At 56.3% G+C, this 16,506-nt stretch carries 9 protein-coding genes; 5 read left to right on the forward strand and 4 right to left on the reverse strand.

Going from position 1 to position 16,506, the window contains the following annotated elements:
* Positions 1-133: 133 nt before the first annotated feature.
* A complete protein-coding gene (locus tag NHU87_RS14835; RefSeq protein ID WP_253549813.1) occupies positions 134-3,343 on the reverse strand; it encodes a dermonecrotic toxin domain-containing protein in 3,210 nt (1,069 codons plus the stop codon).
* Positions 3,344-3,595: 252 nt separating this feature from the next.
* Between NHU87_RS14835 and NHU87_RS14840 the strand changes: the two genes are divergently transcribed.
* Positions 3,596-7,183 (forward strand): hypothetical protein, encoded by a 3,588-nt coding sequence (locus tag NHU87_RS14840; RefSeq protein ID WP_253549816.1) that lies wholly within the window; start codon positions 3,596-3,598, stop codon positions 7,181-7,183.
* A gap of 54 nt (positions 7,184-7,237) precedes the next feature.
* Here the strand turns inward: NHU87_RS14840 and NHU87_RS14845 are convergent, their stop codons facing one another.
* Positions 7,238-7,429, reverse strand: coding sequence for a hypothetical protein (locus NHU87_RS14845; protein WP_253549819.1), 192 nt, complete (start codon positions 7,427-7,429; stop codon positions 7,238-7,240).
* A 106-nt stretch (positions 7,430-7,535) separates the two neighbouring features.
* Here NHU87_RS14845 and NHU87_RS14850 point away from each other — a divergent pair, with 106 nt between their 5' ends.
* Positions 7,536-8,957, forward strand: a complete 1,422-nt coding sequence (locus tag NHU87_RS14850) for an amino acid permease (protein WP_253549822.1) — start codon at positions 7,536-7,538, stop codon at positions 8,955-8,957.
* Between the two features lie 172 nt (positions 8,958-9,129).
* Here NHU87_RS14850 and NHU87_RS14855 read toward each other — a convergent pair whose 3' ends face one another.
* A complete protein-coding gene (locus NHU87_RS14855) occupies positions 9,130-10,254 on the reverse strand; it encodes an OpgC family protein (protein WP_253549836.1) in 1,125 nt (374 codons plus the stop codon).
* 226 nt (positions 10,255-10,480) lie between these two features.
* On the opposite strand from NHU87_RS14855, the gene NHU87_RS14860 reads away from it, so the two are divergent.
* Genes NHU87_RS14860 through NHU87_RS14870 form a run of 3 tightly spaced genes read left to right on the forward strand, consistent with a single transcriptional unit; the run spans position 10,481 to position 14,587 of the window.
* Positions 10,481-11,422, forward strand: a complete 942-nt coding sequence (locus NHU87_RS14860; protein ID WP_253549840.1) for a glycosyltransferase family 2 protein — start codon at positions 10,481-10,483, stop codon at positions 11,420-11,422.
* A 1-nt stretch (position 11,423) separates the two neighbouring features.
* Positions 11,424-12,932 carry a glucosyltransferase domain-containing protein gene (locus NHU87_RS14865; RefSeq protein WP_253549843.1) on the forward strand — a complete coding sequence of 503 codons (1,509 nt, stop codon included), beginning with the start codon at positions 11,424-11,426 and terminating at the stop codon, positions 12,930-12,932.
* 32 nt (positions 12,933-12,964) lie between these two features.
* Positions 12,965-14,587 carry a glycosyltransferase family 39 protein gene (locus tag NHU87_RS14870; RefSeq protein ID WP_253550091.1) on the forward strand — a complete coding sequence of 541 codons (1,623 nt, stop codon included), beginning with the start codon at positions 12,965-12,967 and terminating at the stop codon, positions 14,585-14,587.
* A 134-nt stretch (positions 14,588-14,721) separates the two neighbouring features.
* Here the strand turns inward: NHU87_RS14870 and NHU87_RS14875 are convergent, their stop codons facing one another.
* A complete protein-coding gene (locus NHU87_RS14875; protein ID WP_253549845.1) occupies positions 14,722-16,341 on the reverse strand; it encodes an FMN-binding glutamate synthase family protein in 1,620 nt (539 codons plus the stop codon).
* Positions 16,342-16,506 lie beyond the last annotated feature (165 nt).

Consider the following 16,506-nt stretch of genomic DNA (forward strand, 5'->3'; position numbering starts at 1 on the left):
TCGATTGATCCATTCACGCAGATTGATCGGACTTGTTTGAAGCTTAGACGGTGGTTGGCGATGGGAGAGGGAATTGTGAAGGGCGCGAGCATTGAAGCACTGAAATGCTCCGCCCTTGACGGGAACTCGCCGCTCAAGCGGGGATGGCGAGGTCTGCGTTGCGATGCCCCATGGACACGGCGACGGTTTTTACCACTTTGGAATCAGTCTTGATGACCTTTTCTCGTGAAAAAACCTTGACCTCTCTGGCAGGTTTGTCGAACCAGCCGGGTTCGCTTTTTGAATAACGGGCAATCACCGGTGCGCCCCGCACGGATTGATAGTGAAGTGTCCATTTGCCCGCTTCACGGTCATATTTGAGGTAGGCAAACCCGGTCAAAACCATGTAGGCATTGCCGTTTTCATCGTTCAGCAGTCCGTAATCCGGATACTCCATGGCGGTGCTCAGCCCCCAGCCATGCTCGTGAGCGGGCAAGTCGTTGTATTGCGCCGCTTCCTTGCCACCTTCGACATGCCGTACACGCAGAACGTTTTCGTCCATTTGATCCACCACCAGCGAGCATCCGCTGAATGAAGGCGTGAAGACATGGTCGGGCTCAGCCCATTGCGGGTGAACCGGAATATCCACGTAACCACCCTGCGGCGCCCAATATCCCCTTACCGTATCTGCCTGGCCTGGCAACTCGCCGGCGGCCAGATCCACAACCTTCAGCGCATTGAACTCACCCCCTGGCGCTGCGGAGTGAGTCATGCGCTGCATGGAAAACATCATTTCGCCGCCACCTTGTTTGTGTGCGAGTTGCGAAGGGATGTCGAAGGGACGAGTCTCCCGTGAATATTGCCCGGTCAGCGGATTCATCAGTTCACCACTGATGGACAGGGTGCCAAACTCCGGAGCCGACAGCGCTCGGTGAATGTAGGTGGCTCTGGTTGAATAGGGAACGTATTCAATCTTTCCCCATTCATAGGACAGAACCCATACGTCCTTGGCCGCAACCACTTCGATCTTCGGTTCCCATAGCCCGTTCGGCAAGCGCTCGCGGTTGAAGGGCGGGCGAATCCAAACGGGCCTGGCGGGCACTTCAGGCACAGGTTTGGCTTGCGAGGAAGCTGCGGCTGCCTCCGTTTCAGTCGTGACTTCGGCGTTCTCCCCACCGCGCAACGACAATGGCTGCCATTGATCAGGCGCCGCCTGCCAGAGCCTGCGTCCCGTGGTTCGATTGGTGTGCGGATCGACAATCGTCACATCGACGATCTCGGCGCCGAGATTGAAGTCATTTCTGACCCGATACACGCCGATCTTGCCCTTCGCGTCGATGTTGCGAATATAAAACCGTTGTCCGTCGGCACTCCGGTAGATGCCTTTTGAAGAAGGGGAGAGGCCCGCGATCTCTTTGACCTTGACCGCCATGCGGCGCACGTCCTGGTTGCTGAAACCGCGTGCCTGCGGCGGGGCGGCTTTCGGTGGGCGCTTGAGCACAGGCTGCCATTCGCCGGCGCGATCCTGCTCGATGATCGGCTGATAGGCTTGCGGTCTCTTTGGATGGTGAATGCGCGACCGACCGGTGGCGGGTTCATTGACCCTCTCATAAACGCCACCTTCGACCTGAACATAGTGTTTGCCCTGAATCTGATATTGATTCAGGGCATCAGGCACCAGCCCCTCCAGCGACACTTCGCTGCGATAGGGCGTCAGGTCGGGCTTCCATAGCCGCTTTTGCCCACCCAATGTTTCAATCGGTACGAATTCTGAATGAATGGCCGAAAACACAGGCAGTGTTGCAACCGCGATGCCCAGGTTCAGCAGCACGTCGGTGATATGTGCCCAGCCTGCCTGCTTGTCACCTTCGCTGAGTTCCACGACACCTTCCACGACCTCTTCCATCAACTGAGTCGCCGAAATACCGAGCATCACCACCCCCAATGGCGGTATGGCGAAAGACAGCAGATTCAGAGTGGCGAACCCTACTTCAAGGAAAATACCGAGCAACGATTGCCCATCGCGTTCATCGGCATCGGCGTTGGACACGACCACGTCGCCGGCATCCTGAAAGGTGCGCAAGACAAAGTCCTCATACAGTTTTGCCCACAGGTCAAAATGCTGCGTCCAGGGATCACCCGAGGGGTCGCGCGCACGTAACTGCAATTTGAAGTCGGGATGCTGCTTCTGCTGACGAATCGGTTGATCCCAGAATCGTGGTTTACCGGCAACCGTCGCAAGGTGTTCTTCAACAAAGCTGGAAAAGAACGCGGAACGATCCCGGTATTTGCTGAAACGACTAAAGAATTTTTGATAAGCCGAGGGGCTTTCCGGCGCATCAGCCTCCTGCCGGTTCACGAACTGTTCGATCAGCCGTTCCTTGAATTCCTTGATGGATGCATAGTGCTTTATCGGATGAGCGGGATCGTCAGGGATATAAGCAATGAAATCATTCCTGTCGTAATCGGCAAAGATTGGCAGGATATCGTCCAGAACACTTCCATCGTCCGGATCGGCAATTTCGAATACGATGCAGCTGTGTAACGGTCTGCCATTGAAGCTCAAACCGCGATACCAGACTGGTTTTCCATCGATATGGGCTTCGTTATTTGTGTTTATTACGGACATCAATGCTTCATGGTGTTTCGGCTGAATATCACCTTTGCACAATGCGATAAAAGCTACTGCCTTGAGAGCCGCTTTCTGATAGTTGATGAATAGAACACTCAGTTGCTTTTTCGCTTGGGCCTCGTTCCATTTCAAGGCACGCTGTATATGGGCCTGATACTGTTTCCCGAGATCGAGCGATCTGCACACTGTGATGAACGTGTGGACATCAAGCCCGATATTTTTCCGCGTGCCGTCTGTTTCTTGGGTGTAGCACTGGGGCGTGAAAAAAAATACGTGTCGTTTATCTTCCCGGCTGTTGTGCAGCGCCGCCTCCAGCAGCGTAGTGGGCGAAACATGCGACGTATGAAAATCGCTTTCGAACGACAAATCCACCATCACCTCGTAAACATCGAGGTCGAGCCCACACCGGGATTTAATCGCTTGGGTCAGTAATGGCGCCGCAAAGTCGTGCGGTGTTTTTATCACGGCCATTAAATTATTCAACGCCGTATGGGCCGTAATACTTTCTTCAACCAAATGCCTCGCTTCAGCACGTTGTTGCGCCGACGCATGTTTTATCCAGTCCGGTGCGTCAGGACTGCAGTTTTTCAACATCTTCAGGTTTTCTTTCGACATATCCAGCAATGGCAATGGGGTTGCCGCCTTAACGATCCGAATATGTTCGGCAAGCAGGGTCTGATTGTTATCAGCGTTTTGAACAGGCAGCGGCGCAGCGTCTCGTTGCTCAGACATGTTGTAGCCTTTTATAAGTTAATTTGATGCCAGTAAGCCAGTAAGCTCTGCAAAAGCAAAGTCCAAGTGTGCAACCAATCTTTAAATGATTCTGCAGATGGGTAGGTTAATTGGGGTGTTTGAAGTGGGTAACATAAAAAATCAAAATCATGTAATTGGTAATACATGTATTTGGTAATGCTTGATGGCTTTTTCTTTGGTGAGGTTTTGTTATTTACTTTCGATTCAATTTAATCCATCAGGGAAGATCGAATGTTTGAATCTAATGAATCCGTTGCTGATGCTTTTTCGTCATCTGATAACAATCAAATCGAAAAGGTTTCAGCCTACCTGGAAGTCGAAAAGGTTTCGCCGCACTTGTTTGGCAATTTTGGCGGAGCATTGTCCTGGCCGGTTCCTCTGACTGTCGCTCAAAAGCAAGAAGCGTTAGACGCCGCCTGCCGCTATCTGGATAGCCTCGACAACAGTTCGACACCGGGTCTGGGAATACTGGACCTTTTGAACTACGACAAGCCACTGTCAAATGAAGCACTTCTGGATCCGCCCTCGGCATTGGAAACACTCATCACCAGCCCGCGTGGTCAGGCCCTGGGGGAGGCGGTAGAAAACCGCTTGAACGGGATTGCCACAGATGTCAGCGTCAACGAATACGCGATGGCCGGCATCCAGTTGGTGCTGAATCAAGGCCCCCTTGATCGTCCCTCGTTCAACATGGTCGCCGGTTTCGATCTGGTAAATCATAAACACTGGGGCAAACCTGCCTCGGCGGTGTTCAGGAAGCTTTCTGATTACTTGATTAAAACAAGCGCGAGCAGCCGTGGATTGGCCGGATTGACCGCGTCCCTGGTGCTGGCCTGGAAGGCGCCCGAGTTTCTCATTGAGGATTTACCCGACAACTTGAAATACGGCAGCACGGCATGGTTCAACCTGACTGTCGCTGCGCGGACGATCGAAGCGCACACACCCGGAAAGGTGCCGTACATGACGTTTGCCCAAGTCATGGCTAGCGCCGAAAGCGCCGCGCTGATCGACCCGGAAGTTACCGGACAGGTCCATGCAATCGCGTTGGCGGACTGGGGCGTCGTCAATGGTGTGATAGAAAGACAATACGAGGAGCGTTACACCAGCACCCAATTAGAAAAGGTGAAAACGCAATTCAATCAGCAACTGACCGATCGGCTCAATGCTTTGATCCTTTTGAACAGCCAGATTCCAAGTCGCAAAGACATCGCGCTGGCCAGGCTCAAGTCGAAGTTTAAAGGTGACATTCCTTTTGAAGAGCGGCTTCTGGAGCAGGAAGTTGCGATAGATCCCAGCGATTTTTCCGTCTCGCTGAACCCGACACTCAATGGCAGATATTCCCTGTTGGACATCGCCATGATGGGAGGGCCTCCTTATTATCGATGGACTACTCGCGATCCACGCTTGCGCCCCCTTCTTGGCGAGATCAATGCACCTCTCGAACTCGGCGTGAGAGACACCTTCCAGGCTCGATTTGACAGTGCTGTCAGCAACCTCAAGGAAGGTGCCCGCCTGACCGTAAAACATCTGATATCCGAGTTGCCGCTGGAGGACAGAAAAAATCTGGAATATGGCAACGTCTCGTTCTATCAGCATAAGACCTACAGGTTAAGCATGGGTTTTTTCGGCAAAAACCTGATATCCACACGCAACACCCTGACTGTGAAGGTCGACACAACACTCTATGAAATTGATTTGAAGCGGGGGGTTATCGATAGCAAACCCTACGATCCAGCAGCACCGATACAGCGCGTCGACCCATTTGTCCCCAGCATCCAGTACACCATCGAACCCTTTTACCTAGCTGACAAAGCGAAAGCCGCAGAGCTGTCCTCACAACCGCAAAACAGCTCATTGCTGCTCGCCAGTTATTCGAGCGAGAGAACCCAACTGATCGCCGAGGCCTTTGTTCAACATCTCGATCTGGACAATGAGGACATTTTGAAGGCAGCCAAAGGCCTGACCACACAAGACCGCGAAGACGCGGTCATGCAGAAGGTTATTGATTTCGTCGTTGACCTGATCCCGTTCAAGTCAGCCATTACCAATTTCATAAAAGGCAACTATGTCGACGGCGCAATGGATCTATTCCTGGATGTATTGGGGTTCGTGACCGCCGGGGCAAGTGTCACTGCAAAACTAGCGAAGATCGGTGCCACGACAGCCTCAGCCATTAGCAAAACACTCAAGGCAGCGAAAATAATAGGAGCAGTCGTCATTACCGAACTCAACCCGGTGAACGCGTTGCGCGATCTGGGCCTGCTTCTGGGCAGTGGGCTCAAGTTCTTGGGAACCCGAGGGCTGCAACAAATCATAAAGTTGCGGGGAGTTGCGGACAGCAACGGTTTATTGCAGGCGTTAAGTATAGAGCACGGACCGACGCTGATAGGTACCTGGAAGATAGGAGAGCAGAGTATCGATGGCGTGGGCGTGTTAAAAAACGAACAGTGGTATCACTACAATCCTGTGAACAATCGGCTTTATGGCGCCCCGGGCGATTTTCGGCCAAAGCCTGGCCGCTTCGTTCTTGGGGGATTGGACAACAAGGACTTGAGTGCTTTCGCCGTCAAGCCATCAGATATCGCCGGTCTGGAAGCCAATGCCCACGGTATTTTTCGAAGTGCCGACGGGGAGCGCTTTTACATCCGCAACATTGATGCAACCGGCAAAGAGGCGGTGTATTGGATCAGGAATGATTTCACCCTGAGCGGCGGTCTGACGGACGTCATCATTGTCAATCCGGCTACCAATCGGGTGCACGGCACCAGGCTCTGGCAAGTGGCGCCGGATCAATGGCAACCGTTGTCAACACGCGGCGGCAATGTCACCGACGGGGTCGATGGACTGCATTCCGGCGAATTCAGGGGGGAGATACCGGCTCCTGAAACCCCTGCCATAGCCATTTGGATCCGTTCGCCTGTTACGCGCGAGCGCTTGCCAAACGGTTTGTCGGAGCCCGTCATTGAAGTAGTGGGGCGCAAGGACGTCCTCCATCTGTCGCGCTATTGGGGCAAGTTTCAAGACGTTCCTTATACCGCCAGCCCGACCGATATTCACCAAGCGTTGTCGGACTCGGAGTTCGGCAAGCTGGCGATAAACAGTGACCTTTTCAATCCCAGGCATTGGTCAAGTTTCCCCAACGTGGACCCGCAATTGGTCAATAAGGAAGGTGGGGGAACGATGATTTTTTCCATGCTGCGAATGAAGACTTCCGGCGCGGTGAAAACAGAGTTCAATGCCTTGAAGGTGGTGGAATTGAAGGCCGGCGAGTTGCCTGGTCAACTTGATTCGGTACACGGTTATTGGGTTCCACAGGGCGGCTATGCGGATATTCCTGCTCATCCAGGATGGGCGGACGCTGACCACGTCTTCACGCCGAGTTTCAGTGGGTGTTCATTTACGGTGGATCAGATGGCAGAAAATTCTCTGCGTGTGCGCCATGTCGAATCCGGCAAGGAAGCGGCTCAATACATCGACCTTCCCGCTCATGAACATGGGTGGGGACAAAGTGCTGCCATGGAGTTTCCGGATTATGGCGTGCGTTATGATCAGAACGGCAACGCCGATACGGTACTGACCGGATTTTCCTACATGAAATATGACCGCACAGCGCGTCAGTGGACAATGCACTACCAGGCTCAGTATGGCGCGCCGGTCATCCACAGTTTTTCCAGAAATGATCCTGGCTGGTTTGATGACCCCACCCGGATCGTCAGGGCGTATCCCGAAGCGCATATCGTGAAGACCGGTGCCAAACCGGTGAAAGTAGTCGCCAGAACCGCGCAGCGAAGCGACACTCCCGCGGCCGTCCCCGCATAGCCCCGGGAGGGCAAACCAGCCTTCGTTACAGCTAAAAAACATAAGGTAAAAACGTCACTGCACCGTCCTTGTGCAATACTCGCCGCCGTTTTCAGTGGCGAGTTTTCCTACATTCGCCAGTTGATCCGACGGGTCTACTGGCTTCTTCGCGACAACTCCCGCTGAATCTTGTGGTTTATAGAGTGAAAAAACCTGCATCAAGGTTTTTATACTGACGCCCCGCTGATCTTTCAGGTTGCCCTGCAAGACGCGCTCTGCCCACGAAGCAGCGCGGTTTCCTGCAAGCCAAGGCTTATCCGCCGACGCTTCGACACTCGGTGGTCATATCCAATAACAAGACGAGGTTGTACCTATGCCAGTCGGCAATCACCTGCCCCACGGCGAAACCGCTCAGGGCGGTCCGCTCAAACGCGAACTCGGCGAACGGCATATTCGCTTGATGGCGCTCGGCGCCTGTATCGGCGTCGGCCTGTTCCTGGGTTCGGCCAAGGCCATCGAAATGGCCGGACCGGCCATCATGCTCTCCTACATCATCGGCGGTCTGGCGATCCTGGTGATCATGCGCGCCCTCGGCGAGATGGCCGTGCACAACCCGGTCGCCGGCTCGTTCAGCCGTTATGCCCAAGACTATCTCGGCCCGTTGGCAGGCTTTCTGACCGGCTGGAACTACTGGTTCCTGTGGTTGGTGACCTGCGTCGCGGAAATCACCGCGGTGGCGGTGTACATGGGCGTCTGGTTCCCCGACGTGCCGCGCTGGATCTGGGCCCTGGCGGCGTTGATCAGCATGGGCTCGATCAACCTGATCGCGGTGAAAGCCTTCGGCGAGTTCGAATTCTGGTTCGCGCTGATCAAGATCGTCACCATCATTGCAATGGTGATCGGCGGCATCGGCGTGATCGCGTTCGGTTTCGGCAACGACGGCGTGGCGCTAGGGATTTCCAATCTCTGGGCCCACGGCGGCTTCATGCCTAACGGCGTGCAAGGCGTGTTGATGTCCCTGCAAATGGTGATGTTCGCCTACCTTGGCGTCGAGATGATCGGCCTGACGGCCGGTGAAGCCAAGAACCCGCAGAAGACCATCCCCAATGCGATCGGCTCGGTGTTCTGGCGGATTCTGCTGTTCTATGTCGGCGCACTGTTCGTGATTCTGTCGATCTACCCATGGAACGAAATCGGCACCCAAGGCAGCCCGTTTGTGATGACCTTCGAGCGTCTGGGCATCAAGACTGCCGCCGGCATCATCAACTTCGTGGTGATCACCGCTGCGCTGTCGTCCTGCAACGGCGGCATCTTCAGCACCGGGCGCATGCTCTACAGCCTGGCGCAGAACGGCCAGGCCCCGGCCGGTTTCGCCAAAACCTCGAACAACGGCGTGCCGCGTCGTGCGCTGCTGCTGTCGATCGGTGCCTTGCTGCTGGGCGTGTTGCTTAACTATCTGGTGCCGGAGAAAGTCTTTGTCTGGGTCACCGCGATTGCCACCTTCGGCGCGATCTGGACCTGGGTGATGATCCTGCTGGCCCAGCTCAAGTTCCGCAAAGGCCTGAGCGCGAGCGAACGTGCCGGCCTGAAATACAAGATGTGGCTGTTCCCGGTCAGTTCTTATCTGGCACTGGCCTTTTTGGTGCTGGTGGTTGGCCTGATGGCGTACTTCCCGGACACTCGCGTGGCGCTGTATGTCGGGCCTGCTTTCCTGGTGCTGCTGACGGTGTTGTTCTACGTGTTCAAGCTGCAACCGACCAATGTGTCGCAAGGTGCGGTGCGTTCGGCTTCTTGAGTCTGTAACGCCAGAAATACAAAAGCCCCGGTCTGAATGATCGAGGCTTTTGCATTATGGAAGATCAAAAGATCGCAGCCTGCGGCAGCTCTTACGGGATTTGTGTACATCCGCGATGTTGCGGGTGTACTCGGTCGGCGTAGGAGCTGCCGAAGGCTGCGATCTTTTGACGTTAAACGGCTGCCACGGATATCGGCCGATTCAACCGCTTGTTGAAATCCAGCCAAACTCCCAGCAACGCCATCATCCCGACCCCCAGCAGTGCGCTGAATAGCTGCATCGCCAGTGCGTTCCCGCCCAAGGCGTTGAGCATGTCCGCCAACGGCGCCAGCAACACGCCAAGGCAAAATACCTCCAGCGAGTAACGACCCATGCGACAACTTTGCTGCGCCAGCCAGTTCTGCGTCCAGCCCGTGTCCGGCAACAGCTTGGCGGTGACGTAGGCGAGGGCGAGGAAGTGCAGCAGGCGTGCCGGCGAGAGGTTGGTCTTGCTGATCGGATAGAGCCATTCGCCGAGCCGTTGTGGCATGAAGGCCTCGTGCACGGTCGGCCACTTCCACGACAGCGCGACCAGCCCGGTCACCATCAGATAGCTCAGCGCTGCGATAAAAACCGGCTGCCGAGTCAGCGCTCGAGGCTGCGCCACCCGAGGCTTTTGCCCGCGAATTGCCGCCGCGCCGCCGAGAATAAACAGCAGCTGCCAGGCCATCGGATTGAAAAACCACACGCCACCGTCGGTGCCCGCCAGGTTCCACTGAAGCCAGGGCGCCAGCAGATACACCACCACCGACAACCCCACCACGTATTCAGCCTTGCGCAGCAGCATCGGCAGCACCAGCGGCAGGCCGAGCAGCAACAAAATATACAGCGGCAATGGGTCCATCAGGTTCGGCTTGAAGCGCAGCAACAACTCATCCATCAACGCCTGCTGCGGATTGCTGAGGAAATACTGCAAGCCCATTTCCTGTACCAAGTCGCGGGTTTCCACGTGGCTGTTGGCGAAAAACACGATGCCCATCAACAGCGCCAGTAAAAAGATATGCACCACATAAAGCACCCAGGCGCGTCGCAGAATTTTCACCGTGGCGACCATGAAGCCGTCGCGCCGGGCGATTTTACCGTAGGCCAGCACGGCCGCGTATCCGGCGAGGAACACGAAAATCTCCGCCGCATCGCTGAAACCGACATTGCGCACCGTGAACTGCGCGAGCGGGTTTTGTGGCACGTGATCCCAGAAGATGAAGATCAGGGCCAGGCCGCGAAAAAAGTCGATTCGGTGATCGCGTTCAAACGTCATGACGGCGGGCTCTTGAACGGGGTTGTTGGGTAGGAGTGAGGGGCGCGCAGGGTGGCGTGATTCGCCGGTAATTGCAAAAGACCGGATATTACCGAATGTCTCAGCGGTCTATAGCGAACGAATCGCGAGGGCGTGTCCGTCGGTCCGCCGGGCAGCTCGCGCACCAGAACGTCCCCTGATGGCGGTCTGTCGAACATCTACACTTCGTTTTTCAGGAGTGTGAAATGTGAAAGTTTCGCTGATTGTTCCGGTATTCAACGAAGAGCAGACGATCAGTCTGTTTTATCAGGCGGTGCGTCGCGAATTGAAACTTGATCCGTGTGAAGTCGAGATCGTGTTCATCAACGACGGCAGTACCGACCGGACGGCTGAGCAGGCCAAGGCGCTGGCACAGGTCGATGAACAGGTATTGCTGATCAACTTCTCGCGCAACTTCGGCAAGGAGCCGGCGTTGTTTGCCGGGCTGGAATACGCCACTGGCGATGCGGTGATCCCTATGGATGTGGACCTGCAGGATCCGATCAGCGTCATCCCGCAGTTGATTGCCGAGTGGCAAAAAGGCGCCGATGTGGTGCTCGCCAAACGCCGCAATCGTGACAGTGACAGTTATTTGAAACGCCACAGCGCCTCGCTCTTCTATCATCTGCTGAACAGAATTTCCTACACCCGGATCGAAGAGAACGTCGGGGATTTCCGGCTCATGGACCGTAAGGTGGTCAATGTGATTCGCGCGCTTCCCGAGCATCAGTTGTTCATGAAAGGCGTGCTGTCCTGGGCCGGGTTCACCACGGCGGTGGTGGAATACGAGCGGGCCCGGCGAGTGGCAGGACGCAGCAAGTTCAATGGCTGGAAACTGTGGAACCTGGCGCTGGAAGGCATTACCTCGTTCAGCACGGTGCCGTTGCGATTGTGGACTTACATCGGAGGCGGCATTTCGATCTTCGCGGTGCTGTATGCGGTTTACATGGTGCTGGACAAGATTTTCTTCGGTAACAGCGTCCCCGGTTATCCCTCATTGATGACGGCCATTCTGTTTCTCGGCGGTGTCCAACTGATCGGTATCGGCATCCTCGGTGAGTATGTCGGCCGCATCTACATCGAGGCCAAGCATCGACCCCGTTATGTGGTCAAGGACGTCATCGGCGGCAAAGACCGGATCGGGCTTTAGCATGGGTAGACTGGGCGACTTTTTCAGCAGAGAGCTCGGGCGTCGTCAGGTCTGGCTGTTTTTTTTGATCGCGACGCTGGTTTATGTCTTTCCGCTGATCCTCGCCGACTATCCCTACATCGATGACAACTGGCGGTCGCTGTCGGCCGGTACTGCCTGGGCAGGGCAGGGGCGATTGTTCACCGAGCTGTTCTACAACCTGCTGACGTTCAGCGATGGCGCACCGAACATCTTTCCTTTACCGCTGTTGATCGCCACGCTGGCCATGGCTTTTGCGTTGACCAGCCTGACGTTCCATTACTACCCGCAGCCGACAATGTCCTGCTGCCTGGTGCTGTTGCCGCTCTGGTACAACCCGTTCTTCCTGCAGAACCTGTCTTATCAATATGACGGGGCGACCATTGCCATGAGCCTGGTGGCGGTGATTTACGCGATCACTTTTCGTCATCCCTCGCGCATTCTGCAATGGCTGGTGCCGGCCTTCCTGATTGCGCTGGCGCTGGGGCTCTATCAGGTGAGCCTGAATGTGTTTCTGGGGCTGTGCTGCCTGGAACTGCTCAGGGGCGCGAATGACAAGTGGGCCTGGCGGCAATGGTACGAATTGATCGGCTGGAAAATCGCCCAGGCAGGGCTCGGTGGGTTGATCTACAGCGTCACGGCTTATCCGTACATGAATCAGAATCGAACGCTGTTGTTGAACTGGGCGGCAGCGCCCTGGCTGCAACTTGAAACCAACATCGGCCGGGTGCTGGAAAAAGTCATGCTGCTGTTTCACGGTGGATTCGCCTGGGTGTTCACCGCACTGCTGCTGTGTGCCCTTGTGGGCAGTGTACGGCTGGCCCGGAACGTGATGGAACGCCACGACACCGGGCTGAGAAAAATCGTGATGGGCCTGGTGTGTCTGCTGACAGTGCCGGTCGTGACCTTGCTGGTGTCAGGGACGGCGCTGTTTTTCCGCGACTTCAATGAGGGCGCCAGAACCTTGATGGGGTTTGCGGTCCTGTTGGTGCTGTTGTTCTATTTGAGTTATCTGGCATTGGCGTTCATTCATGAGCGGCTGCCAATGCTGTTGGCGGTGCCTCTGTTGGCCATGCTTTCGCTGTCCTTCGCCTATGGCCGCGTGCTGACGATGCAGAACACATTTGCATCCAGCGCGTTGTTTTCCCTGGGGCACGACATCTCGTCCCATCGGCAATTGCGCGAGGCCAAGCGCATTTACATGGCGGTGAGTGACTTCGATCACTGGCTGGTGGCGGCCTCGGGCTCGTTCAAGCAGATGCCGGTCTTGCGTTATCTGCTGAACATCGACTTTTTCATGCTGGCTGAAAACCTGCCCAAGGCGGGCATCACCAATGTGGTCGCGGAAAGGGAGCGGCGCAACGCCACCCTGGTCGGTTACCAGAATTATCCACCACTGGTGGAGAGCCAGTTCTATCGCATCTATCTGTTGGGCGATTACGGTTTTATCGTCATGAAAGAGCCGACCCCGATCACCACGCTTCAGTGGTGAGCCATGAGGATGATCAGCTGGTGAGCGCATCGATGATTCTTCCCCAAATTTTTTCATCCCGGGTGGCCGACAAGGCAGGTCTGGTGATCGTGGTAGCCATCGCGTTGTTCGCAAGGTTTCACTCCATCACCGTGCCGGTCATCTGGTACGACGAGGCCTATAGCCTGCTGCTGGCTGAGGGTTCGCCTGCGTTTATCTGGGCCACGACAGCGCGGGATGTGCATCCGCCGCTTTACTATCTCTTGCTGCATTTCTGGATGTTGCTGTTCGGCAATGGCGTGTTTGCTGCGCGTTCCCTGAGTGCACTGGCCGATGTCGGCACGCTGTTACTGTGTATCAAATTGATGAGTCTGGTGACGACGCGAAGGGCGACATGGATAGCCGCATTGTTGTTGGCGTTGCTGCCGATGTCAGTGCGTTATAGCCAGGAAGTGCGAATGTACACTTTGCTCGGCTTCTGGCTGATGGGCGCGACCGTGGCGTTGGTGTGGTGGATCAAGGCACCGGATCAAAAGCGTTATCCGGTTTTTTACGTGCTGCTGATGGCGGCTGCTTTCTACACGCATTACTTCGCCGCGCTGTGCGTTTTGGTGCATTGGCTTTGTTGGTGGCGAGTGCGAGACGGCGGTCGGCCCACGGCAATATCGTTTCGCGCGTGGGTCGTGGCCAACAGCGCAATCGTTGTGTTGTACCTGCCCTGGATTCCTCATTTCATCGATCAATTGCTGCGCATGGACGGGCTCGAGTGGATACCGCCGCTCACCTGGCAAACAGCGCTGACCTTCGTTTGGCAACTGGTGATGATGGGGGATTCGGCCAGTTACTCATCCTTATGGCGTGCGTTGCCCTCGGTGTTGATCGTCGTTTGTGCCGCTGCGGTGCTGCTCAAGGCTCGCGATGAGCGACCTTTCAGCGTCTTGCTGGTGGGCTATTTCTTTGTGCCGGTGCTGACCATTTTTCTGGTGTCGCTGATCGTGCCGGTATTCAACGCCAGATACCTGGTGTTCGCCGCCGCCGCGTTACCCCTTATCGTTGCACTCGCGCTGGATACATGGAGCCAACGCCACGCCGTTCTCGCCGCTGTCGCCATGGCTTTGGTTTTATTGGCAGAAGTACACGGGCTTTCGGCGGTCTATGCACAAACGGATGAGATGAACGGAACAAGCATTCGCAAGGACGCAAGGCTGGACGCCGTGGTCGCAGGTCTTGGTCGCGAAGTTCGTCCGGGGGACGAGATCGTTGTGGATAACCTGTATTGGTACTTGCCGTTCACGTACTACAACCCCACAGGCATTCAGCCGAGGTTGTACGTGGTCAAAACACCGACAGGCGCCCTTTGGGGAACCGCAGAATACGGTGGGTGGGCACTCATCCCCCGTCCCTTGCACTCGGTTCTATTCAACGATTTTTCGGCCCTGAAACTCAAAGCCAGGCGGATCTGGTGGGTAACGGGCTACGCTCGTCCTGAACATGACGCATTGTTTCCCAAACACTGGAAACAGGTGCTGACGCTAAAGGCGGGGGACAGTGAGGCCCGCTTGTTCATCCGGGGGGAGGCCAACGCTAGTGAACCGCTTTTCGTAGGAGCCAGCGGTGCGGCGATCCGACTTGCCGGCGAAGGCGTTCTTAAGGACGCCTTCGCCGGCAAGCCTTAATGCCTGTCAGTTAAGGCGAAATCTGTAGGAGCGAGGCTTGCCCGCGAAGAACGATGACGCGTAATACCTGAAAAACCGCGGTGCATTCTTCGCGGGCAAGCCTCGCTCCTACATTTCCCGCGCGCAAACACGGTCTATGCGGCAGCCACTTCATTAGGCTCAAAACTGTCCGCCCGCGCCATCTGCCACATCCGCGAGTAAAACTCGCCATTCACTTCACCGGTCAGCAATTCCCCCGGTTTCAAAAACACATGCAACTGCGAGAACAGTTTGATCTCGGTCGCCGACATGCGTCGCACCAGATGCTTGGCCGACAGCTGCGAAGGATGATCGAGCCCCGCGGCGGCGAGCATTTCGGCCAGGGCTTTGAGTGTATTGCGGTGGAAGTTGAACACGCGTTGCGCCTTGTCCGGAACCACGAGGGCACGCTGGCGCAGGGTGTCCTGGGTGGCGACGCCGGTTGGGCATTTGTTGGTGTGGCAGCTTTGCGACTGGATGCAGCCGATGGCGAACATGAAGCCGCGCGCGGAGTTGGCCCAGTCGGCGCCGATGGCCAGGACGCTGGCGATGTCGAAGGCGCTGACGATTTTGCCGCTGGCGCCGAGTTTGATTTTGTCCCGCAGGTTCAGGCCCACCAGTGTGTTGTGCACGAACAGCAGACCTTCGCGCATCGGCACGCCGATGTGGTCGGTGAACTCCACAGGCGCGGCGCCGGTGCCACCTTCCTTGCCGTCGACGACGATGAAGTCCGGGAGGATACCGGTTTCCAGCATGGCCTTGGCGATGCCCATGAATTCCCACGGGTGGCCCAGGCAAAACTTGAAGCCCACCGGTTTGCCGCCGGACAGTTCACGCAGCTGCGCAATGAAGTGCATCAGTTCGATCGGCGTGGAAAACGCGCTGTGGCGTGACGGCGAGATGCAGTCTTCGCCCATCGGGACGCCGCGGGTTTCGGCGATTTCCTGCGTCACTTTGTGCTTGGGCAGGATGCCGCCGTGGCCGGGTTTGGCGCCTTGGCTCATCTTGATTTCGATCATCCGCACTTGCGGATTCTGTGCCTGGGCGGCGAAGCGTTCCGGGTCGAAGCGGCCATCGGCGGTGCGACAGCCGAAGTAGCCGCTGCCCAGTTCCCAAGTCAGGTCACCGCCGTTCTCCCGGTGATAGGCGCTGATGCTGCCTTCGCCAGTGTCATGGGCGAAGTTGCCGAGTTTGGCGCCCTGGTTCAATGCGCGAATGGCGTTGGCGCTGAGGGAGCCGAAGCTCATGGCCGAGATGTTGAACACCGACGCCAAATACGGCTGGGTGCACTGCGGGCCGCCGACCGTCACGCGGAAACTGCTCGGATCGCTCAACGGCGCCGGACGCATTGAGTGGCCAATGAATTCGAAGCCTGACTGATAGACGTCGATCAAGGTGCCGAAGGGTTTGTCGGCGCTTTCATTCTTGGCTCGTGAATAGACCAGAGAACGCTGGGCCCGGGAGAAGGGCAGGGCGTCGCTGTCGGATTCGAGCAGGTACTGGCGGATTTCCGGGCGAATGCCCTCCACCAGATAACGAATATTGCCCAGAATCGGATAATTGCGGCGCACCGCATGAGGACTTTGCAACAGGTCGAACAGACCCAGCAGGCTGAGGGCACCGGTGACGGCGGTCATCGGCCAGAGCCAGTCGTGTTGCAGAAAGGGCAGGCTGGCGAGGGTGAATATCACACACACGGCAAAGAAGGCGTAACGGCTCAGGAGGGACAGGCTCATACGGTTTCCTTGGGTTCGGACTCGGTTGTTTGCAGCACGGTGGAACACCTGGGTACACCCATCCCTGTAGGAGCAGAGCTTGCTCGCGAAAGCGGTGTGTCTGCCAACATCAATGCTGAATGTGATGGCCTCTTCGCGAGCAAGCTCTGCTCCTACAGAAAAGTG

The sequence above is a fragment of the Pseudomonas mandelii genome (genome assembly GCF_024138395.1).
Classification (GTDB): Bacteria; Pseudomonadota; Gammaproteobacteria; order Pseudomonadales; family Pseudomonadaceae; genus Aquipseudomonas; species Aquipseudomonas mandelii_E.